The sequence below is a fragment of the Rhodococcus sp. 11-3 genome, from assembly GCF_023704055.1.
GTDB lineage: Bacteria > Actinomycetota > Actinomycetes > Mycobacteriales > Mycobacteriaceae > Rhodococcus > Rhodococcus aetherivorans.
In genome coordinates, this window is record NZ_CP080406.1 from 5,682,278 (window position 1) to 5,707,515 (window position 25,238).

23 protein-coding genes are annotated in these 25,238 nt (G+C 68.6%); 5 read left to right on the top strand and 18 right to left on the bottom strand.

Annotated features, from left to right (window positions below; all coding sequences use genetic code 11):
• Nucleotides 1-90: 90 nt before the first annotated feature.
• The 10 genes from KZJ41_RS26255 to KZJ41_RS26300 form a co-directional block, all read right to left on the bottom strand.
• Complete coding sequence (locus tag KZJ41_RS26255; RefSeq protein ID WP_251549872.1) at nucleotides 91-2,073, bottom strand: FAD-dependent oxidoreductase; 1,983 nt, start codon at nucleotides 2,071-2,073, stop codon at nucleotides 91-93.
• Between the two features lie 5 nt (nucleotides 2,074-2,078).
• The gene (locus KZJ41_RS26260; RefSeq protein WP_006934096.1) at nucleotides 2,079-2,594 is read right to left on the bottom strand and encodes a pyridoxamine 5'-phosphate oxidase family protein; all 516 of its coding nucleotides are present in this window, start codon (nucleotides 2,592-2,594) and stop codon (nucleotides 2,079-2,081) included.
• Between the two features lie 7 nt (nucleotides 2,595-2,601).
• A complete protein-coding gene (locus tag KZJ41_RS26265) occupies nucleotides 2,602-3,441 on the bottom strand; it encodes a mycofactocin-coupled SDR family oxidoreductase (RefSeq protein WP_006934097.1) in 840 nt (279 codons plus the stop codon).
• 30 nt (nucleotides 3,442-3,471) lie between these two features.
• Nucleotides 3,472-3,888, bottom strand: a complete 417-nt coding sequence (locus tag KZJ41_RS26270; RefSeq protein WP_006934099.1) for a MaoC family dehydratase — start codon at nucleotides 3,886-3,888, stop codon at nucleotides 3,472-3,474.
• On the bottom strand, nucleotides 3,885-4,352 hold the full coding sequence (locus KZJ41_RS26275; RefSeq protein ID WP_251549874.1) for a hypothetical protein: 468 nt from the start codon (nucleotides 4,350-4,352) through the stop codon (nucleotides 3,885-3,887). Before KZJ41_RS26275 ends, KZJ41_RS26270 begins: the two co-directional genes overlap by 4 nt.
• The gene (locus KZJ41_RS26280; RefSeq protein ID WP_251549876.1) at nucleotides 4,349-5,905 is read right to left on the bottom strand and encodes an AMP-binding protein; all 1,557 of its coding nucleotides are present in this window, start codon (nucleotides 5,903-5,905) and stop codon (nucleotides 4,349-4,351) included. The genes KZJ41_RS26275 and KZJ41_RS26280 overlap by 4 nt, the downstream gene beginning before the upstream one ends.
• Before the next feature lie 24 nt (nucleotides 5,906-5,929).
• Complete coding sequence (locus KZJ41_RS26285) at nucleotides 5,930-6,337, bottom strand: nuclear transport factor 2 family protein (protein ID WP_006934104.1); 408 nt, start codon at nucleotides 6,335-6,337, stop codon at nucleotides 5,930-5,932.
• Nucleotides 6,338-6,478: 141 nt separating this feature from the next.
• On the bottom strand, nucleotides 6,479-7,558 hold the full coding sequence (locus KZJ41_RS26290; protein ID WP_043802038.1) for a 2-oxoacid:ferredoxin oxidoreductase subunit beta: 1,080 nt from the start codon (nucleotides 7,556-7,558) through the stop codon (nucleotides 6,479-6,481).
• Nucleotides 7,555-9,492, bottom strand: a complete 1,938-nt coding sequence (locus tag KZJ41_RS26295; protein ID WP_029546545.1) for a 2-oxoacid:acceptor oxidoreductase subunit alpha — start codon at nucleotides 9,490-9,492, stop codon at nucleotides 7,555-7,557. Before KZJ41_RS26295 ends, KZJ41_RS26290 begins: the two co-directional genes overlap by 4 nt.
• Nucleotides 9,493-9,522: 30 nt before the next feature.
• The gene (locus KZJ41_RS26300) at nucleotides 9,523-10,671 is read right to left on the bottom strand and encodes an acyl-CoA dehydrogenase family protein (protein ID WP_251549878.1); all 1,149 of its coding nucleotides are present in this window, start codon (nucleotides 10,669-10,671) and stop codon (nucleotides 9,523-9,525) included.
• 163 nt (nucleotides 10,672-10,834) lie between these two features.
• Between KZJ41_RS26300 and KZJ41_RS26305 the strand changes: the two genes are divergently transcribed.
• The 5 genes from KZJ41_RS26305 to KZJ41_RS26325 all read left to right on the top strand — a co-directional run bounded on the left by KZJ41_RS26305 (nucleotide 10,835) and on the right by KZJ41_RS26325 (nucleotide 15,319).
• Entirely contained in the window at nucleotides 10,835-11,629 is a 795-nt protein-coding gene (locus tag KZJ41_RS26305) for an SDR family NAD(P)-dependent oxidoreductase (RefSeq protein WP_251549880.1), read from the top strand.
• 20 nt (nucleotides 11,630-11,649) lie between these two features.
• Nucleotides 11,650-12,087: a thioesterase family protein gene (locus KZJ41_RS26310; RefSeq protein WP_006934119.1), complete on the top strand. Its 438-nt coding sequence runs from the start codon at nucleotides 11,650-11,652 to the stop codon at nucleotides 12,085-12,087.
• A gap of 359 nt (nucleotides 12,088-12,446) precedes the next feature.
• Nucleotides 12,447-12,938 carry a nuclear transport factor 2 family protein gene (locus KZJ41_RS26315; RefSeq protein ID WP_144415056.1) on the top strand — a complete coding sequence of 164 codons (492 nt, stop codon included), beginning with the start codon at nucleotides 12,447-12,449 and terminating at the stop codon, nucleotides 12,936-12,938.
• Nucleotides 12,939-12,971: 33 nt separating this feature from the next.
• The gene (locus KZJ41_RS26320) at nucleotides 12,972-13,715 is read left to right on the top strand and encodes an acetoacetate decarboxylase family protein (protein ID WP_251549883.1); all 744 of its coding nucleotides are present in this window, start codon (nucleotides 12,972-12,974) and stop codon (nucleotides 13,713-13,715) included.
• A gap of 335 nt (nucleotides 13,716-14,050) precedes the next feature.
• Entirely contained in the window at nucleotides 14,051-15,319 is a 1,269-nt protein-coding gene (locus KZJ41_RS26325) for a cytochrome P450 (RefSeq protein ID WP_029546548.1), read from the top strand.
• Between the two features lie 195 nt (nucleotides 15,320-15,514).
• On the opposite strand, the gene KZJ41_RS26330 is transcribed toward KZJ41_RS26325, so the two are convergent.
• From KZJ41_RS26330 to KZJ41_RS26365, 8 genes are all read right to left on the bottom strand, one after another.
• A complete protein-coding gene (locus KZJ41_RS26330; RefSeq protein WP_006941607.1) occupies nucleotides 15,515-16,759 on the bottom strand; it encodes a cytochrome P450 in 1,245 nt (414 codons plus the stop codon).
• A 45-nt stretch (nucleotides 16,760-16,804) separates the two neighbouring features.
• The gene (locus KZJ41_RS26335) at nucleotides 16,805-17,638 is read right to left on the bottom strand and encodes a mycofactocin-coupled SDR family oxidoreductase (RefSeq protein WP_006941613.1); all 834 of its coding nucleotides are present in this window, start codon (nucleotides 17,636-17,638) and stop codon (nucleotides 16,805-16,807) included.
• Nucleotides 17,639-17,875: 237 nt separating this feature from the next.
• On the bottom strand, nucleotides 17,876-19,567 hold the full coding sequence (locus KZJ41_RS26340) for an FAD-dependent oxidoreductase (protein WP_251549884.1): 1,692 nt from the start codon (nucleotides 19,565-19,567) through the stop codon (nucleotides 17,876-17,878).
• A gap of 24 nt (nucleotides 19,568-19,591) precedes the next feature.
• On the bottom strand, nucleotides 19,592-20,119 hold the full coding sequence (locus KZJ41_RS26345; RefSeq protein WP_029546550.1) for a nuclear transport factor 2 family protein: 528 nt from the start codon (nucleotides 20,117-20,119) through the stop codon (nucleotides 19,592-19,594).
• Nucleotides 20,120-20,160: 41 nt separating this feature from the next.
• A complete protein-coding gene (locus tag KZJ41_RS26350; protein WP_006941616.1) occupies nucleotides 20,161-20,988 on the bottom strand; it encodes a mycofactocin-coupled SDR family oxidoreductase in 828 nt (275 codons plus the stop codon).
• Nucleotides 20,989-21,250: 262 nt separating this feature from the next.
• Complete coding sequence (locus KZJ41_RS26355) at nucleotides 21,251-22,525, bottom strand: cytochrome P450 (RefSeq protein ID WP_251549887.1); 1,275 nt, start codon at nucleotides 22,523-22,525, stop codon at nucleotides 21,251-21,253.
• Nucleotides 22,522-23,598: an LLM class flavin-dependent oxidoreductase gene (locus tag KZJ41_RS26360; RefSeq protein WP_072636527.1), complete on the bottom strand. Its 1,077-nt coding sequence runs from the start codon at nucleotides 23,596-23,598 to the stop codon at nucleotides 22,522-22,524. Before KZJ41_RS26360 ends, KZJ41_RS26355 begins: the two co-directional genes overlap by 4 nt.
• Nucleotides 23,583-25,235: an AMP-binding protein gene (locus KZJ41_RS26365; protein ID WP_206531103.1), complete on the bottom strand. Its 1,653-nt coding sequence runs from the start codon at nucleotides 25,233-25,235 to the stop codon at nucleotides 23,583-23,585. The genes KZJ41_RS26360 and KZJ41_RS26365 overlap by 16 nt, the downstream gene beginning before the upstream one ends.
• Nucleotides 25,236-25,238: the final 3 nt, after the last annotated feature.

The following is a 25,238-nucleotide window of genomic DNA, read 5'->3' on the forward strand; positions in this document are numbered from 1 at the left end:
CCCGCTCGACGCAGCAACATCCCGCTCATCGCCGACGGACACCGAAACGGGGGTGCGGGCCCGAAGCCCGCACCCCCGTCGTGGTGTCCGTCAGATCAGCTTCGCGAGCGCGAATGCCTGACGGGTGGCGAAGACCAGTCGGCGCGGTGCGTAGGCGTCACCGAGGATGTGCACCTCCCGCTCGCCCTCTGCAGCCGGCCCGTCCTTGATGCTCTCGTACAGGTCCGCGTCCCCGATGCCACCGCAGGCGAGCACCACCGAGTCGAAGCCGTCGACCTGGTGCGTGCGCCCGGAGTAGACGTTGCGGGTGACCACCCCGGTCGGGGTGATCTCGACGACGTCCTCCATGAACCGGTACTGCACGCCCTTCTCGTCGAGGCGCCCGAGGATCGCACCGACGATGTAGCGGCCGAGCAGCTGGCCCGCGACCTGCGTCGCGTAGACGATGGTGACGTCGTGACCGCGATCGGTGAGGAAGTCGGCGAGCGACAGCGGCGGCATGTGATCGTCCTGCGCGACGATCAGGACCCGCTTGCCGACCGCGGCGTCGCCGTTCAGGACGTCGCGGATGTCGGCGACGTTGTCGCCGTACACGCCCGGGATGTCCGGGATCCGGCGGGTGGAGCCGGTGGCGACCGCCACCACGTCGAATCCGGCGGCCTCGATCTCCGCCTTCGTCGCCGCGTGCCGGTAGTCGATCTTCACGCCCGCCCGCTCGAGCCGGCGCTGCTGCCAGTCCAGGTACTTCTCGAACATGTCGTACGTGGGCGCGTTGATCGCGGTGCGCAGCTGGCCGCCGAGCACGTCGGACGCCTCCCACAACTCCACGTCGTGGCCCTTCTCCCGGGCCAGGGCCGCGAACTCCATGCCCGCCGGGCCGCCACCGACGACGAGCACGCGCCGGGGGTCGGTCACGGTGGGCCACGGCCCGTCGACCTCGTTGCTGGTGACGGGGTTGACCGCGCAGCCGAACGGCAGGCCCTCGACGTAGCGGCGGCTGATGCACTCGTTGCCGCCGACGCAGGGCCGGATCTCGTCGACGCGGCCGGTGCGGACCTTCTCGATGATCGACGGCTCGGCGATGTGCGCGCGGGCCATGCCGACGACGTCGGCGTCGCCGGCCGCGAGGATCCGTTCGGCGACGTCGGGGTGGTTGATGCGGCCCGTGTGCACGACGGGCAGCGACACCGCCCGCTTGAGCTGCCCGGCGAGATCGCTCCACTGGCCGGCCTCGTAGAAGTGCGGCTGGATGTAGGACGGGTTGCCCCACGGGCTGCCCACCACGCCGTGGAAGTAGTCGACGAGGCCGGTGCTCTCGAGGTACTGCGCGATCTCGATGGCCCCGGTGATGTCGTAGCCGCCCGGGACCTCCTCGCGCAGGTTCAGCCGGATGCCGATGACCATGGACGATCCGATCACGTCGCGGATGGCCCGCAGCACCTCGACCGGGAACCGGCAACGGTTCTCGATCGAGCCGCCGTACTCGTCGTCGCGCTTGTTGGTCAGCGGCGAGAGGAAGTACTCGAGCAGATCGTCGTGGTTCATGTGGAGTTCGACGCCGTCGAGGCGTGCCTTCTGGGCCTGCTCCGCACAGAACTTGTACTGGCCGACGAAGTAGGCGATCTCGTCCCGGTTCAGCTTGTGCGGAACGTTGTTGATCACCGGAGCGCTCAGGACCGACGATGCACCATGCGGCATGCCGCCCTGGTGGACCATCTGCCCCGTCGCCACCGCGCCCTCGGCGTGCAGGGCATCGGAATACGCCTGTACGCGTTCGACGAAGATCGGCAGGCTGTAGTGGCCCTCGACCGTGGCGCCGACGCCGGTGGGCTCGAACCCCGGGATCACCCCGGTGTTCGGAACCCAGGCGCTGAGGCTGTCGAACCACGCGGCTCCGCCCCTCGCCCGGGACACGTAGTAGGCGAGGTTGCGTTCGGCGTCGGCCTCGGACCCGAAGATGTTGCCGATCGCCGAGGCGTGCGGCGGCAGCACCACGCGGTTGCGCAGTTTCATCGGGCCGATCTGGAACGGCGAGAGCAGGTGGGCGTAGGCGGAGTCCGGATCCGCGGTCATATTGTTCACTCCTTGTTCGGTCGAGGCCCGAGCGAGCCGCCTCGTCCGTCGCCCGGCATCCTGGTCGAGTCGTGACTGACCGCGATGCGAACGGGACGGACTTCCAGGACGACTCGGTTGGGGCTGTCCAGCAGTCGCTGGAAGGCTGCGGGATCGGTCGGAGCATGGCGCTGCGCGAACGCCGCATAGAACCAGCGTTTGGTCTCCGCGTCGGCGTGGACGGTGACGCGGCCGCGGACGGCGAGCATCCGCCTGCCGGGCAGGCCGGTGCCGGCATTCGAGATCACGAGCGTCACGCGGGATTCGCGCATCGCCGCACGTACGTGCGCGCGGTCCTTCGCGGCGGTGAGCCAGAACCGGTCGTCGTGGTGCAGGTAGCTCATCACCACCCCGGCGGGCCACCCGGCCGCCGTACTGAAGGCGAAGGTACATTCGGTCTGCGCCGCAACGAGTTCGGCGATGCCCTCCTCGTCGACCCGCAGCGTACGCAGATCCTCGTTGTCGTCGATTCCGACGGCCATCGTCACATCACTTCACGTACGCGCCGGCGTCCACCGGGAAGGTGACTCCGGTGACGTACCGTGCCTCGTCGCTGCCGAGGAACAGCACCGCGTTGCTGATGTCGATCGATTCGACCCAGGGCACCGGCAGCGTGTTCAGCGACATGAACCCCGGCATCGCCTTCTCCTGCGACGGCTCCGGATCCCCCGGGGAGAACATGCCGTACGTCCCGGGATTCTGGATCATGATGGTGTCGACGTTCGTCGGGTGGATGGTGTTGACCCGGATGCTGTGGGGACCGAGCTCGTTCGCCATGGTCCGCATGAGCCCGACGATGCCGTGCTTGGCGGCGACGTAGTGGGCGACCTGCTGAATGCCCTTGAGGCCACCGATCGAACTGGTGAACATGATGGACCCACCGCGGCCCTGCTCGATCATCGTGGGGATCGCGACGACCGCGGTGTTGAAGACGCCGGTGAGGTTGACGTCGATCATGTCGCGCCACTGCTCGGCGGTGAGTTCCCACGAGCGGCCGTAGGTGGCGATGCCGGCGTTGGCGACCACGATGTCGACGCCGCCGAGCTGCGCCACCCCGTCGTCGAAGGCGCGCTGCAGCGCCGCGCGGTCCCGGACGTCGGCGCGGTGCGCCACGATCCGCCGGTCGAGGGCCTCGACGAGCCGGACGGTCTCCTTGAGCTCGTCCTCGGTGGCCAGCGGGTAGTACGGGGTCACCGAGTCGATGTTCTCGCAGATGTCGACCGCGATGATGTCGGCGCCCTCCTCGGCGAGCCGCAGCGCGTGGCTGCGACCCTGGCCGCGGGCGGCCCCGGTGATGAACGCGACCTTGCCTTCTACTCGTCCTGCCATGATTGTCGCCCCTCTCGTGGGAAATGGTGTCTAGCGATCGGCGGGGAACCGGACGGTCCCGGTGCCTTCGAGAACGCGCGCTCCGCCGAGGACGTCGAGCGTGAGGTCGCAGCGCACCAGGAGGCCGTCGGCTGTCTCCTCCACGTCGGTCACCACGCCCGCGGCCCGCAGCCTGTCACCCTCGAATACGTTGCCGAGGAACCTGAACCGGTATCCGGTGACCCGGTCCACGCCACCGGCCCAGGAGCCGAGCATGGACACGACGTAGGCGATGTTGCTCGGGCCCTGATTGACCGTGCGGTCGCCGAGGCCCAGCGCGCTCGCCGCCTTCCGATCGAAATGGATCGGGTTCGGGTCCCGCATGAGCGCCGAGAGGGTCTTCATCCGGGCCGGATCCACCGCGTCGATGGTGCGCTCGGGAATCTTCTGTCCGACGGTCGGTTTCATGCGTTCTCTCCTCGCCGCGGGAACACGATCGAGTTGGTGGTGGAGGCACAGTGCGCGCCGTCCTCGTCGTGCAGGTCGAGACGATAGCCGACGATGTCGAAGACGCCGGTGCGCCGGCCCACCTTGCGCGTCGCGGAGACGATCTCGCCCGAGACGCGGTAGGTGGCGCCGACGCGCAGCGGCCGGTGCATCACCGTCTCGGTTTCCCCGGCCATCGGGCCGTCGGCCTCGGTGGCCCCGAACACCGCGAACAACTCGTCCCAGCTCCAGCCCATCGCGCCGGTGGCGACGAGGAACACCAGCACCGGGTGCGCACCGCCGTCGGCGGGGTCGGCGAGCATGCTGTCGAGGACGAGGTGCACCCACCACGGCTCGAGCGTGGCCTGGCCGCCGGGGAAGCGGGTGCCGACCAGTTCGGCGAGTTCGGTCTCGGTCGGCACCCGGCGTCCGGTGTCCACGGTCATCGGGCCGCCGTCGCTTCGAGGTACGGCGCCCGCAGGTCCCGCTTCATGATCTTCCCGGTCGGCGCCTTCGGCAGGGCGTCGACGAAGTCGACCGAACGGGGCTTCTGGTAGGAGGCCAGGTTCCGCTTGGCGGTGTCGATGATCTCCTGTTCGGTGGCGGTGTGCCCGGGCTTGAGCACGACGACGGCCTTGACGACCTCGCCCCACTCGTCGTCGGGGATGCCGATGACGGCGCATTCGAGGACTGCGGGATGGGCGCCGATGGCCTCTTCGACCTGGATGCTGTAGATGTTCTCGCCACCGGAGATGATCATGTCCTTGGCCCGGTCGACGATATAGACGTAGTGGTCCTCGTCCCAGACCGCGACGTCGCCGGTCCACATCCAGCCGTCGCGCAGGGTCTGCGCGGTCAGCTCCGGCTTGTTCCAGTAGCCGAGCATGTTGGCCTCGGAGCGGACCACGATCTCGCCGGGGGTCCTGCCGTCCTTGGGGACCTCGTTGCCGTCGAAGTCGACGACCCGGATCGTGGTGCCGAATCCTTCGCGGCCGCAGGACTTCAGCCGGTGCTCGTTGATTCCGTTGACCGCGTCGAGGTGGTCCTCCTGGGACAGGAACGACATGGTCGTGCCCTCGGTCTGGCCGTATCCCTGGATGAGGGTGCACGGGAACGCCTCGAGCGCGCTGCGCACGATCGCGGACGGCATGGGGCCGCCGCCGTACTGGATGTTGCGCAGGCTCGACAGGTCGTAGGAGTCGAAGTTCTCCACGGCCATCATCCAGTTCAGCATCGTGGTGATGCCGAGGAACGCCGAGACCCGTTCCGACTCGATGATCTCGAGCGCCTGCTTGGCCTCGAAATTGACCAGCACGACCGGACATCCGTGCTTCATGTAGTTCATCGAGAGCACCACCGGGATGTGGTACATCTGGCCGGTGAGCATGTAGACGTCGGTCGGAACGACCCGCTCGGCGACGGTCTGGTTGAGCATGCCGGCGGCCGCGCTGGTGTGCGAGTGCAGCGCGCCCTTGGACTCGCCGGTGGTGCCGCCGGTGTAGAGGATGAAGAACGGGTCGTCTCCCCCGACGCTCGGCGTCCAGATCGGTTCGGCCGGGCTGGAGCTCGCGAGCAGCTCCTCGTACGTCCCGCTTCCGCCCGGGCCGAACTCGAGCCAGTGGTCGACCGTGGTGGATCGACTCAGTTCCTCTGCCACGGACCGGAACTCGGAGGCGGTGATGAGCACCTTCGGGGTGGCGTCGGCGACGAGCCCGAGCAGGGACGGAGTTGCCAGCCGCCAGTTCAGCGGCTGCAGGACCAGTCCCGCTCGGCCGACGGCGAAGAACAGTTCCTGGAACTCGATGCTGTTCTTGGTCAGCACGGCGACGCGGTCGCCCTTCTCCAGGCCGAGTCCGCGCAGTCCGTTCGCCAGGCGCCGGACGCGCTCGTCGAGGTCGGCGAACGTGATGCGGCGATCGTTGGGGACGTCGTACAACGCCATGCGGTTCGGGGTGAGGGCGGCCCACTTGGCGGGGATGAGGCCCTGGTTCATCGTCATGGGTGTCTCCGGATGCGGGAGGGTTCAGTACGGGAGGTCGAGGGCGATGTGCCGCTTGGTGAGCACCCAGTCGCCGCCGCTCCGGGTCCACTCGTCCTCGTACTTGCCCGTGGACAACACCTTCAGCGCACCGTTCTCCGCGGAGGTGATGAGCAGGTAGGACACCGTGCGGACGTTCTTCTCGTCGATCTCGTCGATCAGCAGATTGGTGGTGATGTGCCGCCGCTGGTCGGTCTGCGACTCGTGCGCGCCGCGGAACAGGCCCATGATCTCCTCGCGGCCGTTCAGCGGCCCGATGAGGTCGCCGTCGCCGATCTTCATGGTGAACACGGCGGTTTCGCCGAAGACGCGCTCGACGCCGTCCATGTCGCCGTCGTCGTAGGCGAGCGCGTAGCGGGCGAGGGCGTTTTCGATTTCGTTCCTGAGCGACATTACGACTACTCCTGCCGAGGGGAGGGAAGGAAGGGAGGTGTGATGGCAGTCACTTTATACTAATCATGCGCATTGTCTAGGGGTACGAGGACCCCAGTTTCCGCGCCGAGGGACGGCGATCGACGCTATTCGAACATCGGGCTAATCGGACACAGTCCAGGTGTCGTGCCCGGTCAACAAGGACTGCAGGGAGTCTCGGCGGTCGAGACCGCCGGTGCGGGCGCTCTCGTTCTGCTCCCGCACCAGGTCGTCGTACGTCGGACGGGCAACGCTGCGGAACACGCCGAACACGGTGTGTTCGAGGTCCTGGTCGGACAGCCGCGACAGCGCGAAGGCGTACTCCGGATCGTCGGCGTGCGCATCGTGCACCACGATCGCACCCGGGTCGGCCGTCGCCGTGTCCACCACGCGCAGTCCGAATCCGTCACGGACGACGCACTTCTGGCCCTCGGCGCCGAACACGATCGGCTCACCGTGGCGCAGCGGGATCACCCGCTGCTCGGCGTCCTCCTTGCGCAGCACGTCGAAGGAGCCGTCGTTGAAGATCGGGCAGTCCTGATAGATCTCGACGAACGAGGTGCCCCGGTGCTCGGCTGCGCGGCGCAGCACGTCGGTCAGACCCTTGCGGTCGGAGTCGAGCGCTCGGGCCGCGAAGGTGGCCTCGGCACCGAGAGCGAGGGACAGCGTGTTGAACGGGTGGTCCACCGAACCCATCGGCGTGGACTTGGTGATCTTCCCGACCTCGGACGTGGGCGAGTACTGCCCCTTCGTCAGGCCGTAGATCCGGTTGTTGAACAACAGGATCGTGAGGTTCACGTTGCGGCGCAGCGCATGGATCAGATGGTTTCCGCCGATCGAGAGGGCATCGCCGTCGCCGGTGACCACCCACACCGACAGGTCGGGCCGGGTGACGGCCAGACCGGTCGCGATTGCCGGCGCACGGCCGTGGATGGAGTGCAGGCCGTAGGTCTCGAGGTAGTACGGGAACCGGCTCGAACAGCCGATGCCCGAGACGAACATCAGGTTCTCGCGCCGCAGGCCGAGTTCGGGCAGGAAGTTGCGGATCGCGGCCAGAATGACGTAGTCACCGCAGCCCGGGCACCAGCGCACCTCCTGGTCGCTCGTGAAGTCCTTGGCCTTCTGCGGGGTGTCGGTCGTCGGGACGAGCGCGGTGGCACTCAGTCCGAGATCGGTGCCCACGCGGCTGATCAACTCGGTCATGCCGATTCCTCCTCGCGGTCCGGCTCCGGACGGTACTCGGCCGCAGCCAGCGCGGCGGTGGTCTTGGCGTGTTCCAGCTCGCGCAGGGTGCCGGCGAGCGCGGCATCGATCGCGTCGACGATCTCGTCGGCGAGGAAGGCCAGGCCCTGAACCTTGGTCACCGGCTGGACGTCGACAAGGTAGCGCGCCCGCAGCACGCTCGTCAGCTGTCCCAGGTTCATCTCGGGCGCGATCACCGTGCGGTACCGGCCGAGCACCTCACCGAGGTTGCGCGGCAACGGGTTCAGGTGCCGCAGGTGCAGGTGGGCGACCGCGGTGCCGCGACGCCGGGCCCGGCGGCACGCCTCGCCGATCGGCCCGTAGGAACTGCCCCATCCCACGATCAGCAGTTCCGCCTGCCCCGACGGATCGTCGACCTCGGCGTCCGGGACCGAGATCCCGTCGATCTTCGCCTGGCGCAGGCGCACCATCAGATCGTGGTTGGCCGGGTCGTAGGAGATGTTGCCGCTGCCGTTCGCCTTCTCGAGGCCACCGATCCGGTGCTCGAGGCCGGGCGTTCCGGGGATCGCCACGGTGCGGGCCAGGGTTTCGCGGTCCCGGGCGTAGGGGCGCAGGGGCGCACCGCCGGCGTCCGGGCCCGTCTCGTAGCCCGGCTCGATCGGGGCGAGCTCGTCTACCCGCGGGATCTGCCAGGGTTCGGAGCCGTTGGCGATGGCGCCGTCGGACAGCAGCAGCACCGGGGTCCGGTAGGTCAGGGCGATGTGGGCCGCCTCGACCGCGGTGGCGAAGCAGTCGGCCGGCGAGCGCGGCGCGAGCACCGCGACCGGCGACTCACCGTTGCGCCCGTACAGCGCCTGCAGCAGGTCGGATTGCTCGGTCTTGGTCGGCAGGCCCGTCGACGGTCCGCCGCGCTGCACGTCGATCACCACGAGGGGGATTTCGGTCATCACGGCCAGGCCGATGGCCTCGCTCTTGAGGGCCAGGCCCGGACCGGAGGTGCTGGTGACGCCCAGGGCGCCGCCGATGGAGGCCCCGACTGCCGCGCCGATGGCGGCGATCTCGTCCTCCGCCTGGAAGGTGGTCACGCCGAGGCTGCGGTGCTTGGTCAGCTCGTGCAGGATGTCGGAGGCGGGAGTGATCGGATACGTCCCGAGGAACACCTCGAGCCCGGACAGCTCACCGGCGGCCACCAGGCCGTAGGCCAGGGCGGTGTTGCCGGTGATCTGCCGGTACGTACCGGGCGGCAGGTCCGCCTTGGCCACCTCGAACGTCGTCGCGAACGTCTCCGTGGTCTCGCCGTAGTTCCACCCGGCGTGGAATGCGAGCAGGTTGCCCTGGGCGACCTGCGGCTTCTTGGCGAACTTGGTGCGCAGGAACTCCTCGATCCGCCCCACCGGCCGGTTGTACATCCACGACAGCAGCCCGAGCGCGAACATGTTCTTCGCGCGTTCCCCGTCCTTGCGGCTCAGGCCGGCCGGCTCGACCGCCCCGACCGACAGGCTCGACATCGGCACCTGGTGGATCACGAACTCGTCGAGGCTGCCGTCCTCGAGCGGGCTGGCGGCGTAGCCGACCTTGGACAGGTTGCGCTTGGTGAACTCGTCGGTGTTGACGATGACGGTGCCGCCGCGCGGCAGGTCGCCGATGTTCGCCTTCAGCGCCGCCGGGTTCATCGCGACGAGGACGTCCGGGCGATCACCCGCGGTGAGGATGTCGTGGTCCGCGATCTGGATCTGGAACGACGACACGCCGGGCAGCGTGCCCTGCGGTGCCCGGATCTCGGCGGGGAAGTTCGGCTGCGTCGCGAGGTCGTTGCCGAACGCGGCCGCTTCGGAGGTGAACCGGTCGCCGGTCAGCTGCATGCCGTCGCCCGAGTCGCCCGCGAAGCGGATGACGACTCGCTCCAGCTTGGTGGTGTTCGCGTCCGTTGTCATGGGTGCCTGCCTCTGGTCCGCATTCTGCCCCTAATGGGCTTCCTTCACGAGTTGCTTGGCCAGGGAATCGAAGATCACCTCGGTCGAGCCCTCGTAGATCCGCATGGGACGGGCCTCCCGGTAGAGGCGCTCGAGCTTCCCGCCGCGCACGAGCCCGAAGCGGCCCATGATCTGCACCGAGCGGTCGACGACGCGGGCGGCCGCCTCGGTGGCGCCGACCTTTGCCATCGACGACAGGTGCAGATTGGCGCGTGCGTCGCGGGCCGACGCGGCGGCCGCGCGGTAGGTCAGCGAGCGCGCCATCTCGATGTCGGTCCAGCAGGAGGCGAGGTGCTCGGGCACCGATCCGAGACGCGCGAGGCTGACGCCGAAGCCCTCCCGGGTCTTGGCGTGGGCGACCGCCTCGTCCAGCGCGGCCTGGGCCACGCCGACGGCGGCGCCGGCCACGGACACGCGGAACGTGGCGAGGGTGGCGAGGACGAGCCCGAAGCCCTTGCCCGGTTCCCCGATGCGGTTGCCGACCGGTACCTCGACGTTCTCGAGGATGACGTCGCTGAGCACGTGGGGCGCGATGATCTGGTGCGGGCGCTGGATGCGCAGGCCGGGCGCGTCGGCCGGGACCAGCACGAGGGAGTATCCGTCGCCCTCGCGGGCGAGGATGCTGTAGAAGTCCGCGTCGCCGCCGTTGGTGATGAAGGACTTGTGCCCGTCGACGATCAGCTTGCCGTCGCGCTCGACGACGGTGGTGCTGAGTGCCTTGAGATCGGAGCCGACGTGCGGCTCCGTCAGGCCCAGCGCGGCCACGGCCTCGAGCCGGGCCACCTTGGGCAGCCACTCCGCCTTGAGTTCCTCGGAGCCGCCGACGCTGATGCAGTAGCTGCCGATGCCCTGCATGCCGAACATGGAGTCGAGGTGGGCCGACTCGGCGGCGAGGGCCTCGCGCACGATGGTCACCGCGAGCGAGTCGACCTTCTCGAAGCGACCACCGTAGGCAGCCGGCACGACGACCTCGGTGAGCCGGGACGCGGTCAGCCGCTTGCGGACGTCCGGATCGAAGCTGTCCGCCTCGTCGGCGCGCGCGGCGATGTCGGCGCACTCGGCCGCGAGGTCCCGGGCTTCCCGCTGGAGGTCGAGGTACCGCTGCGGCAGGGCGAACAGGTCCTGCTGGTCGTCACTCACCTTGTACTCCGTTCTGGCGATGCGTCCGATCCACCGGGTGCGACACGGCGGTGTGACTCGGCGCGGTCTCGGCCATTGTCGTGAACTGGATCACTATCCGCTAATCTATGATCACAATAGCAAGGAATTGGGTACCGTCAACCAGGACCAGTGGAGGAACTCGATGACCGATTCAACAACCGGCCGGACCCGCCCGGGGTTCGACCCCGTCCGCGCGTTCGATCTGACCGACCGCACGGCGATCGTCACCGGCGGCAGCCGGGGCCTCGGCCGCGCCATGGCGTTCGGGCTGGCTCGCGCCGGCTGCGACGTCGTCATCGCCAGCCGTGACCTGGCCTCCTGCCAGGCCACCGCCGACGAGATCACCGAGGAGACGGGACGCAAGACGCTTGCGCATTCGTTCCACGTCGGACGATGGGAATCGATCGAGGAACTCGTCGAGGCGGCCTACGGTCACTTCGGGAAGATCGACGTGCTGATCAACAACGCGGGCATGTCCCCGCTGTACGACAGTCTCGACACCGTCAGCGAAACGCTGTTCGACAAAGTGATCGGGGTGAACCTCAAGGGCCCGTTCCGGCTCGCGGCACTCGTCGGAACCCGCATGGCGCAGGGCGACGGCGGATCCATTATCAACATTTCCAGCGCCGGGTCCGTGCACCCCAGGCCGGACATCCTGCCCTACGCCGCCGCCAAGGCCGGACTCAACGCCGTTACGATCGGCATGGCGTACGCGTTCGGTCCCACGGTGCGCAGCAACGCAATCATGGCCGGCACCTTCCTCACGGACGTGAGCAACTCGTGGGACATGGAGGCGTTCTCCCAGCGGGCGCAGCGCTTCGCCGCCAAGCGCGGCGGACAGCCCGACGAGATCGTCGGCGCCGCCCTCTACCTCGCGAGCGACGCCTCGAGTTTCACGACCGGCTCCATCGTCACCGTCGACGGCGGCCACCCCTGATCCACCAGGAAGGACACGACATGACCACCGCCACCACCGCCGTCACGCAGCAGCGCTTCCAGCTCGCCTACGGCGACTGCGACGCCGTCGGGATCTCGTACTTCGCCATCAACTACCCGTGGATGGAACGCACGTACAGCGTCTGGCTGCACTCGTTCGGCCTCGACAGCCACACGTTGCTCGACACCGTCGGCGTCTACACCGTGGGCCTGAAGTCGGAGTGCCAGTACATCACCAGCTGCGAGGTGTTCGACGAGCTGACCTGCACGGTCGTCCTCGACCACCTCGGCACCACCTCGTACGCGCTGGGATTCGACTTCGAGCGCGGCGACGAACTCGTCGCCCACGGCAAGATCACGTTCGCCGTGCGCGGCGCCGATGGAAACAAGGCCCCGATCCCGGAGCGGCTGCTCGCCGCCCTCCGGACGCTGGAGCCGCCGAAGACGACGCAACCGTAGTTCCCGCGCGAGTTCCCGCGCGCGAAGGGGGCGTCCACTCCACCGAGTGGACGCCCCCTTCGGCATCTTCGGCGTGCGCGAAATCCATTGACAATTACCAAATTCCGCATACAGTCGTCAGCATCGGTGATCTGGATCACTTCGACTCCGATCCCGAACCGTCCGCGGAGGCGCTCGCCCCTGAGCGACGCAACTCCCGCTCGACCGTCGATTCGACGATCCGCAGAGGCCCGAGCGACCGCAGGAGAGCCCCCGTCCCATCCCAGCCGATGCGCGAGCATCGACGGCGGCTTTCCTCGGGACGGACCTGTCGACCGGCGCGGGAGCAGCCCGCCCCGGAATCACGAAAGCGAATGGACATGGGAACCAACGAAAAGAAGGTCGTACAGAACTGGCTCGCCGCCGTCCGCGGCGATTCGGAGGGGGTGGGAGACGCGTTCACCCGCTACTTCCATCCCGATGCCACCTGGACCCTCATCGGATCCACTCCCATCTCGGGCACCTACAAGGGTCTCGAGTCCATCCAGAACGACTTTCTCGGCGCGAACTTCCGCGGCGAGGAGCGCGAAGGCCCGTCCGTGCAGGGCCTGAGCCAGGAGTACGGCATCAAGCCACTCGAGGTCGAGGACGTCCTCTCGCTGGAGGACGGGCGCGTCGTCGTATTCTGCCGCTCGGATGGCATGGGCCGCAACGGGGTTCCGTACAAGAACCAGTACTGCTGGATCGTCACCGTCCGCGACGACAAGATCGCGGCCATGCTCGAGTTCTGCGACACTGCCCTGATCGAGCAGGCGCAGTTCGACAAGATGATCGTCCCCCGGGGTACCACCACTCCCGTCTACGAACACTGATCCGCCACATTTCCCTCGACGCAAGGAGCAATCATGGCCAAGCAGGGGCGACTCACCCGGGAGAAATTCGGCTACACGATGCCGGTGGACGAGCCGCTCTACCCGAAGCCGCCCGTCTACTATCGCGACATGGAGACCATCACGGTCGCCTACGAGACCGACGAGAACGCCGCGCTCGACCTCCTTCCGGAGGCAGCGGGTTTCGAACTCACTCTCCCCGCAACCGTCCGCATCGTCATCGCCAAGATGCCGTTCACCACGTTCGGTGCGTACGAGGAGGCTTACCAGTTCCTCGACTGCACGTGGGAGGGCGAGCCGTGCATCTATCCCGTCCGCATCCTGCTCAACCAGGAGTCGGCACTCGCCGCCGGCCGTGAGATCTGGGGCAACCCCAAGAAGTTCGGCCACATCGAGTGGCAGCAGGAAAGCGAGGTCATGCAGGGAATCGTGGAACGTCCCAAGGGAAGCCGCATCTGCACCGTACAGATGAAGCCGGAGCGTCCGGTCGACCTCGAGCCCTACGACATGAAGCCGATGGGCCTCCGGGTCATCCCGAATCCCGAGGGTGAGGACCCGTCGCTCGCGGATCTGGTGCTCAACTCCTGCCGTGTGACCCCGAAGCAAGCATGGTCCGGGCGCGGCTCGATCTCGTTCGGTGTGGAATCCGAACTCGATCCATGGCACACTCTGCCGATCAAACGGATCACAGACGCCCTCTACGTCCGCTCGGACATGGACGTCGCGCCGACAGCGAAGGTCGTCAAACGGTTCTTCTAACCCGCTGCGGGTCCAGCATGTGCAGCCGACTCGGATCGGACGACGAGTACGACGCGGCGCTCGCCGACTACCGCCGGCGTGGCAGCACCCTCGAGCTGGACGGCAGATTCGGTGCGGGCGCCCACTCCTCACGAGTGGGCGCCCGTTCCCGTCGAGAACTCGTTTCACCAATATGCGTTGACATCATTCGAATCGTATTTATAGTTATCAGCACCTAGTGATCCGGATCACTGTCCACCTCCGGCCCCAGACCCTCGGCGGAGCGGCACGACCCCGACCGGTGCTCCGGCACCGATCCTGCTCGACCCTCGATTCGACGATCAGGAGATCCCAGAGTGACCGCAGTCGATCCCCGCCCCATCGCCCCCGACATCCTCTCCCCCGAGTTCCTCGACAACCCGTACCCGCTCCACCGCGTGTTGCGCGACCACTACCCGGCCCTGCACCACGAGGGCACGGACAGCTACCTGATCAGCAGGTACGCCGACTGCGCCGAGGCCTTCCGCAGCCCGAAGTTCTCCAGCCGCAACTACGAATGGCAGCTCGAGCCCATCCACGGCCGCACGATCCTGCAGATGGAAGGGCGCGAGCACTCCACGCACCGCGCGCTGCTCAACCCGTTCTTCCGCGGCAACGGACTCGAACGCTTCATGCCGGCCATCACCCACAATGCCGCCCAGCTGATCGGCGACATCGTCGCGCGCAACGCCGGCGAGCTGCTCGGCGCGGTGGCCCGGCAGGGCGAGGCCGAACTCGTCTCCCAGTTCACCAGCCGATTCCCCATCAACGTGATGGTCGACATGCTGGGCCTGCCCAAGAGCGATCACGAGCGGTTCCGCGGCTGGTACTTCTCGATCATGGCCTATCTCAACAACCTGGCCGGAGACCCCGAGATCAACGCCGCCGCCGAACGCACCCATGTCGAGCTGCGCGAGTACATGCTGCCGATCATCCGCGAACGACGCTCGGGCGACGGCGACGATCTGCTCTCGCGCCTGTGCCGCGCGGAGGTCGACGGCGAGCAGATGTCCGACGAGGAGATCAAGGCCTTCGTCAGTCTGCTCCTCGTCGCCGGTGGCGAGACGACGGACAAGGCCATCGCCAGCATGATTCGCAATCTGATCGACCATCCCGAGCAGATGCGGGCCGTGCGCGAGGACCGCACCCTCGCCGACCGCGTCATCGCCGAGACGCTGCGGTATTCCGGACCCGTCCACATGATCATGCGCCAGACCGAGGACGAGGTGCAGATCGAGGACTCGACCATCCCCGCAGGGGCGACGTGCATCATGATGCTCGCGGCCGCCAACCGCGACGAGCGCCACTTCTCGAATCCGGACGAGTTCGACATCTTCCGAACCGACCTCAACGTCGACCGAGCATTCAGTGGTGCGGCCAACCACGTGCAGTTCATCCTCGGCCGCCACTTCTGCGTGGGCTCTATGCTCGCGAAGACGGAGATGACCATCGCGCTGAACCTCGTGCTCGACACGATGGACTCGATCGAGTACCAGGACGGCTTCGTACCGCGCGAGGAGGGCCTCTACACCCGCAGCATCCCCGAACTGCGCGTGAAGTTCGAACCGACCGGGAAGCTCGGCTGACAGCCGCGACAGCCGGCCGTCCGCGCATGCGATCGCGTACGCGGACGGCCGGCACTGCCGCGTCGACGAAAGACGGCACTGCCGCGTCGACGAAAGACGGCACTGCCGCGTCGGCGAAAGACGGCACTGCCGCGTCGGCGAAAGACGGCACTGCCGCGTCGGCGAAAGACGTCACTGCCGCGTCGGCGAAAGCCGTTACTGCAGCGTGTAGTCCGTCAGTACCCGGCGACCGGGCGTGAAGGTGGCCGGGATGCGCTGGTAGCCGGTGTTCACGCCCTGTCGCGGGTACGGCTGCAGCGCCGCGAGGTCGACGTCGTAGTCCGGCATCCGTTCGAGCACCTGGCTGATCAGAGCGTGCGACATGTACCGGCCGAGGTGCGAACCGGCGCAGCGGTGCACACCGATGCCGAAGGCGGTGTGCCGGTTGGGCCACCGTTCGATGTCGATCTCGTCGGGCTTGTCGAACAGTTCCGAATCGCGATTGGCGGAGGCCCACGACAGCAGCACCCGGTCGCCCTTCTGCATGGGGCAGCCGTGGAACTCGACGTCGTGCGTCACGGTGCGGGCGAGCGCCTGGGTCGGCGAGAAGTACCGCAGGAACTCCTCGATGGCGTGATCGAGGAGATCGGGGTGGTCGATGAGACGCTGCCGCACGTCCTTGTGGCGGCTGAGCCAGACCAGCGAGTTGCTCACCAGGGACGCGGTGGTGCCGACGCCGCCGGAGATGAGCAGGTCGACGATCGCGAACACGTCGTGATCGTTCATCGGGCTGCCGTCGACCTCCTGCTGGACGAGGTAGCTGATGATGTCGTCCTTCGGATCCCGTCGCCGTTCGGTGATGGTCTGCTCGATGCGTCCGGCCAGGTACGGGAAGTCGACCTCGACCGCGCGGGTGTGCTCGGGGGTGCCCGGAATTCCCGCGAGCACCTGGAAGTGGGCGTTGGAGTACCGGCGCCACTCCGAGACGTCGAGTCCGAGCCACTCCACCGTGACGATCGAGGGCACTCCGATGACCGACGTCAGGTCGCACTCACCGCTCTCGATCACGCTGTCGATGAAGCCCGCGACGTGCCGGTCGATGGTGGGCTTCATCTTCTCGACGGCGGCCGGCGCACTGACCGGGTTGACGATCCTGCGGTACTTGCGGAACTCCGGGGGATCGAGCTCGATCGGAATATGGTCGTGATGCGGGGTTTTCGGGATCACCACGGACAGCCCGTCGCCGCCGTACTCGCTGCGCGCCGAGGAGAACGTCTCGTCGTCGCGGGCGGCGTCGAAGACCGAACTGTAGTCGGAGAGCACCCAGTATCCGCCGTGAGCGGGAGTCCAGCCGATCTTGACGGTTTCGCGGATCTTCCGGTACGACTCGGCCGGGTCGGCCGAGTGCTCGGGCGAATTGTGGTCGAAGTGGACGACCGGACAGCGAGCGGGGCTTTCCATCGTGCGTTCCTTCCGAGACGGGATTCGTTGGCGGCGAATCGGGTTCTAGGCCTTGGCGAGCAATCCGGCGTCGATGGGCAGGACCACGCCGGTCACGTACCGGGCCTCGTCGGAGGCCAGCCAGACCAGGGCATTGCTGATGTCGACGGCCTCGACCCAGGGGACGTCGAGTTCGTTGCGCCGGCGGCAGTGGTCGACGATGTCGGCCTGCGTGGGCGACTCGAGGTCCGGACGGTAGATGCGGTACATGGCGTCGTTCTCGATCATGTCCGTCCGGACGGTGCCGGGGTTGAGGGTGTTGACCCGGATGCCGTGTTCCCCCAGCTCGTTGGAGAGGGTGCGCATGAGGCTGACGACCCCGCCCTTGCTGGCCGCGTAGTGCCCGAGGTTGCGGCTCGCCCGGATCGCCGCGACCGAGCTGGTGAGCACGATCGCACCGCCGGTACCCTGCTCGATCATCCGGGGCACGACGGCCCGCACGGTGTGGAAGACACCGGTGAGGTTGACGTCGATGACGTTCTGCCATTCCTCGTCGCTGAGATGCCAGGTGGGCGTGAAACTGACGATGCCGGCGTTGGCGCTGACGATGTCGAGGTGCCCGAACTCGTCGACGGCGTCGGAGACGAGGAGGTCGAGGGCCGCCTGGTCACGCACGTCGACCACCCGGGACAGGCAGCGGCGGCCCGTCGCCTCGACGAGCCGGTGGGTCTCGGCGAGGTCGTCGGTGGTGGCGAGCGGATACGCGACCGTGTCGACGTCCTTGCAGGAGTCGAGGATCACGACGTCGGCACCCTCCTCCGCGAGGCGGACGGCGTTCGATCGTCCCTGGCCCCGGGCGGCGCCGGTGACCAGCGCGACCTTTCCGGCTACTCGTCCCATGGGTGCTCCCGTTCTCATTGTATGCGTACTGTGACGAACCGCACTCTAATGCTTATCATGATTATTAGCTAGTGAGCCCGCAAGGTCCGAAGGTCCCCGATCGCCGGACACCTACGTCCCGTGCCGGCACAGGTTCCGGAGCCGCGCGCACGGCAGTCAGCCGCGACAGCAACGAACGGCTGTCGCGGCTGACTGGGGACCGCGCGGATATTCGGCAGGGATCCCTCCCCTGATCCGTCAGGCGAGCGACACCGGCCGCAACGGCGCCGCGGCCGGATCCGCCGACGGATCGGCCGCACGGACCGACGCCCTCACCGCGGCCCGGCCCGCCCGGTAGCCGAATACCAGGGCAGGGCCCAGGGTTCCGCCGGCTCCGCCGTAGACCATGCCGGTGGGGGCCGCCATGACGTTCCCGGCGGCGAACAGGCCGGGGATGACCCGATCGTCGACGTCGAGGACCGCGCCGTCGGCGTCGGTGCGCGGACCGCCCTTCGTGCCGAGCGTGCTGCTGTGGATCTGCACCGCATGGAAGGGGGCCCGCGCAACGGGTCCCAGGGTGGATTCCACGCCGGGGTACCTGTTCTTGTCACCGACGAACCCGTCGTACACGCTCTCGCCGCGGTGGTACTCGCTGTCGTGGCCCCGGCGCACGTCCTCGTTCCAGTGGGCGACCGTCGATTCGAGGGTGTCCGCGGGGACGTCGATCTGCCGTGCCAGATCGGCGAGAGTGTCGGCCCGCACGACCCACTCCGGGGCTTCGGTGCCCGGCGCGGCCCCGAACGCCCCGTACTTCTCGACGTGGTCGGCGTCGAAGATCAGCCAGCACGGCTGGTTCAGGTAGTCGAAGTCGTGCGCGTCGAGCTGGTGGAACGCCCCACCGAGCGCGTTGTAGTTGGTCGCCTCGTTGGTGAACCGCCGGCCGAGCCGGTTGACCATGATCGAGTGCGGCGCAGTGCGCTCCCGGTGCACGAGCTGGACGGCCTGGGCACCGTTCGCCCGTTGCCCGGGCAGCACCGCGACCGGCGCCCACCAGGCCTCGCGCATGTTGCCGAGCTGCGCGCCGACGCGCATCGCCATGCGCAATCCGTCCCCCGTGCACGTGGGCACGGTGGCGGGGTGCGCCATCGGTCCGCGCAGGAAGTCGCGCCGCAGCCGCTCGTCCCATTCGAAGCCGCCGGTGGCGAGCACGACGCCGTGCTCCGCGCGCACGTCGTGCGCCCCGTTCCGCCCCTCGAACCGCACGCCGGTGATGCGGCCGGACTCGTCCTGGATCAGCCGCACGCCCCGCTCCCCGGTGTGCACGGCGACGCCCTCGTCGAGGCAGCCCTGGAGCAGGGCCGCGATCATGCCGCGGCCCAGGCCCTCCACGCGGTCCCGCTCCCGCTGCTCGAGCACGTCGGGGGGAAGGTGGCCGGTGCCGCCGCCGATGGGGGTCTCCGCGACCGTCATACGGCGCGGGACCCCGACGAGCTTGTCCTCCCATCGGCCGAGGTCGATGAAGCTGAACAGGTCGGGTTCGAGGGACCGTCCGCCCTGCGGCATCCCGCCGGGCCGCTCGGGGTGGTAGTCGGGGTAGCCGGCGACGAGGCGCATCTTCAGCGGCGTGGTGTCGAGCCAGTCGAGCAGTTCGGGAACGGTGTCGACGAACGCCTCCGCGAGCTCGGGCAGGATCATCCCGTGCGACAGGGATTCGAGATAGGCGAGGGACTGCTCGCGCGAGTCGACGATCCCCGCCTCCCGCGCGTACCGGTTGTTCGGCAGCCACGCCACGGCGCTCGACAGGCACGTGGTACCGCCGAGCAGTTCGCCCTTCTCGAACACGCCCACTCGGGCACCGCACCGGGCGGCCGACAGGGCGGCGCACAGTCCGGCACCCCCGCTGCCGAGCACGATGACGTCGTAGGCGTCCGATCCGTCGTTGTCTTGCATCGTAATTCCCTCTCTCGGGATGGTTCAGTCGAAGGTGGGTGACGGACTCGGCCGGAGTCGTCCGTCCGGCTCGGCGGGGGACGGCGGGTCGGGTGCGGCCCCGGCCGTGAGGACCGTCCCGTACGTCGCGGTCGGCGTCGCGTACCGGACCTCGAGCCGGCGTTCGCCGAAGTACCAGCGCCCGGCCCGTCTCACGTAACGGTCGTGGTATCGCAACGCGAGAATGCTCTGCACCCCCGCCTGCGCGAACTCGACGTGGCAGGGCACGACCCCCTGCGCCGTGTCCTCATCGGTGAAGTCCACCGTGCCGGGGTGCGGGGTGTGCACGCTGACCCCGTCGTATCCGTCGAGCGCGGCACGAACGTAGGTGATGATCGCGTCCCGCCCCCACAGCGATTCCGACAGACCGTGGAACGCGGCGTCCGGCGTATACAGCGCGGCCAGCGTCTCCATGTCGTGGTCGTCGACGGCCAGGGCGTACCGCGTCGCCAGTTCGCGGATCTCGAGGACATCCTCCGTCCGTCGCGGGTGGCGGTCCCGGCCGTCGAGCATGTCGTGTCCTTCCGTCGCAGAGCGCGTTTCGGGGCCTGTCACTACTTCACCAGGGCGCCGGCGTCGATCGGCATCGTGATGCCGGTGACGTAGCGGGACTCGGCTCCGGCGAGGAACAGAACGGCGTTGCTGACGTCGTCGGGCTGCACGAACGGGACGTCGAGGGCGTGCATGCCGTGCAGCAGCGGTTCGACCTGTTCCCGGGTGGGCTGCGGCTCGTCCGGGAGGAACAACTTGTAGATCGCGTCGTTCAGCAGCATGCGGGTCTCCACGTTGGTCGGCAGGACCGCGTTGACCCGGATACCTTCGGGGCCGAGTTCGTTGGCGAGACTGCGCATCACGCCGAGCACGCCGTGCTTGGCCGCCGCGTAGTGGGCGTTGTTCGGCAGGCCCTTCAGTCCGGCGATGGAGCTGATCAGCACGATGCTGCCGCCGCGGCCGCCGGCACGCAGGTGCGGGACGGAGGCCTTCACCGTGTTCCACACGCCGGTGAGGTTGATGTCGATCATGTCGCGCCAGATCTCGTCGGTGAGATCCTCGACCGGATAGCTGCCGGCGATCCCGGCGTTGGCGACGACGACGTCGAGGCGGCCGAACCGCTCGACCCCCGTCGCCACGGCCTTGGCGACCGCGGCCGAATCCCGCACGTCCGCTTCGGTGGCGACGATCTGCCGCCCCTCGGCCTGCACCAGGCGGACCGTCTCGTCGAGGTCCGCCCGGGTGGCCATGTCGTACGGGGCGCCCTGCACCGGAGCGCACAGGTCGATCGCGATGATGTCGGCGCCCTCGCGGGCGAGGCGCACCGCGTGGTTGCGCCCCTGTCCCCTCGCCGCACCGGTGACGAAGGCAACCATTCCGTCGAATCCCATGACGTGAACCTCTCTCTCGACTCGCTCTTCGGTTCGCGTCACGGACCGGGCGACCGTCCCCGCGAGGAGGCCGGCCGGGCTTGCGTGCAGAGCGGTGGATCGCGAGACGCGAGAAAAACGGAAACGGAAACGGAAGAAATCTCTGCATATGATTATGCTCACATCGGACCCGGGAGGTCAATGGTCGATTCGGCGAGCACCCCCGGGTTCACGGTCCGCCCGTCCCGTTCCACCGGCGCGAAATCTCTTGAAGGTGAACCTTTCAGGCCGAGAAGGGGCGCGCGTTCCCGGCAGTGGGGCCGATACGCGGTCCCGGTGTGAAGCGCGCGGGAATTCGCTTCCAACCGGGATTGACCGCCTGGTGCGCGAACGGGACCACCCGATCGTGCAGGATCTCGTAATCCGGCATGCGGCACAGGATCTGGCCGAGCATCTCGACGGACAGCGCACGGGCGATGTGCGCCCCGGCGCACCGGTGCACACCCATGCCGAACGCCGTGTGCCGGTTCGGCCACCGCTCGATGTCCACGGTGTCCGGGTCGTCGAACGCCTTCGGGTCGCGGTTCGCCGACGCCCAGCCGAGGAGCACGCGATCGCCCGTGCGGAAGTCGTGCCCGTGGAACTCGACATCACGAGTCACCGTGCGGGCCAGGGCCTGCGTGGGTGAGAAGACGCGCAGGAACTCCTCGATCGCCCGCGGCAGCTTCTCCGGGTGCTCGGCGAGGGTGCGACGCAGCTCGTGGTTGCGGTCGAGGTACATCAGCGTCTGGCTGACGAGGGAGGCGGTGGTGCCCACGCCGCCGGAGATCAGCAGCTCCGCCATGGCGAATACCTCGTCGTCCGTCACCGGCCGGCCGTCCACCTCCGAGCCGACGAGGTGACTCAGCACGTCGTCCCGCGGCCGTACGCGCCGCTCGGCGATCGCGGCCCGCAATTGCTCCTCCATCCACGGGAACTCGACGGAGATGGCGTGCTCGAACTCCGGCGTGCCCGGCACGTCGGAGAGCGCGGCGTGATGGGCGTGCGCGTACCGCTCCCAGTCCGCCGGCGGCAGGCCGAGCCAGTCGATCGTCACCACGGCCGGCACGCCGATGACCGTCGCGAAGTCGCACGTGCCGGCCTCGATGACCTGGTCGATGAACCACGTCGTGTACTTCTCGATCGCCGGCCGCAGGTGCTCGACGGCCGCCGGGGAGGTCAGCGGGTTGATCAGCTTGCGGTACTTGCGATGTTCCGGGGGATCGAGTTCGACGGGGATGTGGTGGTTCACCGGCGTCTTGGGGATGACGGTGGCCAGGCCGTCGCCGCCGTAGGGGCACCGCGCGGACGAGAAGGTCTGGTCGTCGCGGGCGGCCTCGAACACGCCGTCGTAGTCGGTGAGCACCCAGAAGCCGCCGTGACGGGTCGACCGGACCACCGGCCCTGCCGCCCGCATCCGACGGTAGGAGCCGACCGGGTCCTCGGCGTGCGCGGCGGAGTTGTGGTCGAAGTCGACCACGGGACAACGCGGTTCGGTGCTCCGGTCGTCGAGCGTCATCGGACTTCTCCTGTCGGGCTCGTGGACGCCATCGCCGAGGGGGCCGCCATGGTGCGGGCGTCGATCGACACGATCTCGCGCATTCCGGGGACGATGTCGCGGCCGAGGTCGTCGAGGTACGCGACGACGTCGTCGGCCGTCATGTCGGGCCACTGCGCGCGCACGATCACCGGATCGACCGGCACCTGCGCCGCGAGAGCGCGCAACTGGCCGAGACAGTCGTCGGGGGTTCCGACGATCGCCTCCGCGGCGGCGACCTGCCGGAATCGTTCGGTGAGGGCGGTGGCATCGCGGGTGTCCAGTTCCCGCTGCGCGTAGGCCAGGAGGCGGTCCCGCGCCATGGATTCGAAGCGCCGGAACGCACCCTCGGTGGTGGCGCCGGGAACGATCTCGCGGCGCAGCGGATGCCGCGCCACCGGCGGCCGCCCGTGCTTGTGCCGCGCCGCGGCATAGACGCCGAACATGCGGTGCATGTCGTCGGTCCGGGTTTCGGGCGTCACCGGCCACGCGTCGCCCAGTCGTGCGGAGCGCCGGACGCCGGAATCCTTCAGTGCGCCGATCCAGATCGGCGGGTGGGGATCCTGCCAGGGACGGATGTGGGTCTTGACCCCGTCGAGCCGCCAGAACCTGCCGTGGAAGTCGACCTCGTCCTGCGTCCACATGAGCCGGATGATCTGCAGCGCCTCGTCCATCATGGCGAACCGCCGGTCGAAGTCGACGCCGAACGCGGCGAACTCCTCGCGCCGGTATCCCGCGCCGGCGCCGACGATGAGGTTGCCCCGGGTCAGGATGTCGAGGGTGGCGAGTTCCTCGGCGAGCGCGACCGGATGGAACAGCGGCACCTGCACCACCATCGTGCCGATCTTCACGCCGGGGTCCAATTCGGCCGCGATCCGCGCCAGGGTCGGGATCGGCTGCAGCCAGCGCAGGTTGCCGTAGATGTAGTGGTGGCCCATCACGATGTAGCGCACGCCGTTGCGCTGCGCGGCCTCGACCTGGCGCAGCAGTCCGTCGAGGTGCTCGCGCGGCGACAACGTGGAGTGCACGTCGCCGAGGATCACACCCAGGTCCATGTCTTCCTCGCTTCCGTCGACGGCTCGAGCAGCCAGTGCCGCAGCTTCGCCTTGGCAACCTTGTTCAAGGTGGCGCGCGGGAACTCCGGTACCAGGTGGACCTCGCGCGGTCGTTTGAAGTCGGACAGCAGTTCTGCGCAGGCCCGTTCGATGTCGGCCGGCAGGCCGTCGGGCGCGGCGCCGTCCGGGATCACGAAGGCGACCGGGACGTCGCCGAGCATCGGGTCCGGTTTCGCCACGACGGCGGCCTCCCGGACGCCGGGCACCGCCGCGACCACGCGTTCGATCTCGGCGGCGGCGACGTTCTCACCGCCGACCTTGAGCATGTCCTTGGACCGCTCGACGAACCACAACTGCCCGGAGCGGTCCTGGCGCACCCGGTCTCCGGTGCGGAACCAGCCGTCGGCGGTGAAGGCCTCCCGCGTCGCGTCGTCGTTGTGCAGGTACCCGGCGAACAGGGACACACCCGGTGTTCCGCGCACCCACAGGTCACCCACCGTGCCGGGCTCGACGGGACGGCCGTCGTCGCCGACGACGGCGACGGCGTACTCGGGGGCCGGACGTCCCATGGTCCCGTCAGGGTCGGGATGGGCCAGTTCGCTGACGACGGGGTGCGACACGGTCTCCGTCATGCCGAACCATCCGGTCATGCGGATCCCGTCGGCCACCGAGTGCTGCGTCGCGCTGCCCGACCAGTGCCGGTAGGTGTGGCCGGCCGGAACGGGAGCACCGTCGAGGGCCCGGAGCATGAACGACACCACCGATGCCCACGTGCACCGGTGCCGGAGCGAGACGTCCCAGAAGCGGGACGCGGAGAACTTCGGGGTCAGCACCACGGTGGCCCCCACCCACAGCAGTCCCAGAAACGAGTAGCCCAGGGCGTTGGTGTGGAACAGCGGCAGAGTGATCAGTCCGACGTCGGTGCCCCGCAGCCCGGCGTGGGCGGCGTTGACCCGGGCGGCCCAGAGGCAGTTGGCGTGCGTCCAGACCACGGCCTTGGGCCGCGCCGTCGTCCCGGAGGTGTACTGGATGCTCGCGGGCGCGAGCGGATCGATGGACACCGGCGCGGGTGCCCCGGCGGCCCGTCCGAGCGCGCCGAGGCTGCCGGACGCCCTTTCGGGCACGGTACCCCCCGGTGCCGCGGCCTCGAGGGTCTCGGTGCCGCCGGTCGTCGCGATCCACTCCAGGCCGGGCATGGCGGCCCGCGCGGCCTCGGCCGACCGGGTTCCGATCAGCGCGGCCCGGGGGGCGCAGTGCCGGTCGTAGTAGGCGAGTTCGTCGGCGCTGCTGCGGGTGTTGAGGCACACCGCGACCGCGCCGGTCGACACGATCGCCGCCCATCCGACGAGGAAGTCGGGGCAGTTGTCCATCAGCAGCACCACACGGTCACCGGGTGCGATGCCGCGCGCCTGCAGTCCGGCCGCGAGCCGATCCACCGCGGCGGCGAATTCCGCATAGCTCCAGCGCTGCGCCTCGGCGCCGGTGTGCGGCTCCCAGATGAGGAAGGTCGTCTCCGGCCGGTCGGTGCGCCACCGGTCGAGCAGCCACGGCACGGTACGGCTTCCGGTAGACGCGCGGACGGCGAGGTCGGGTGCCGGTCCGTCGAGGATCGGGTACGCGGGAGCGTGTGCGGGCATTCG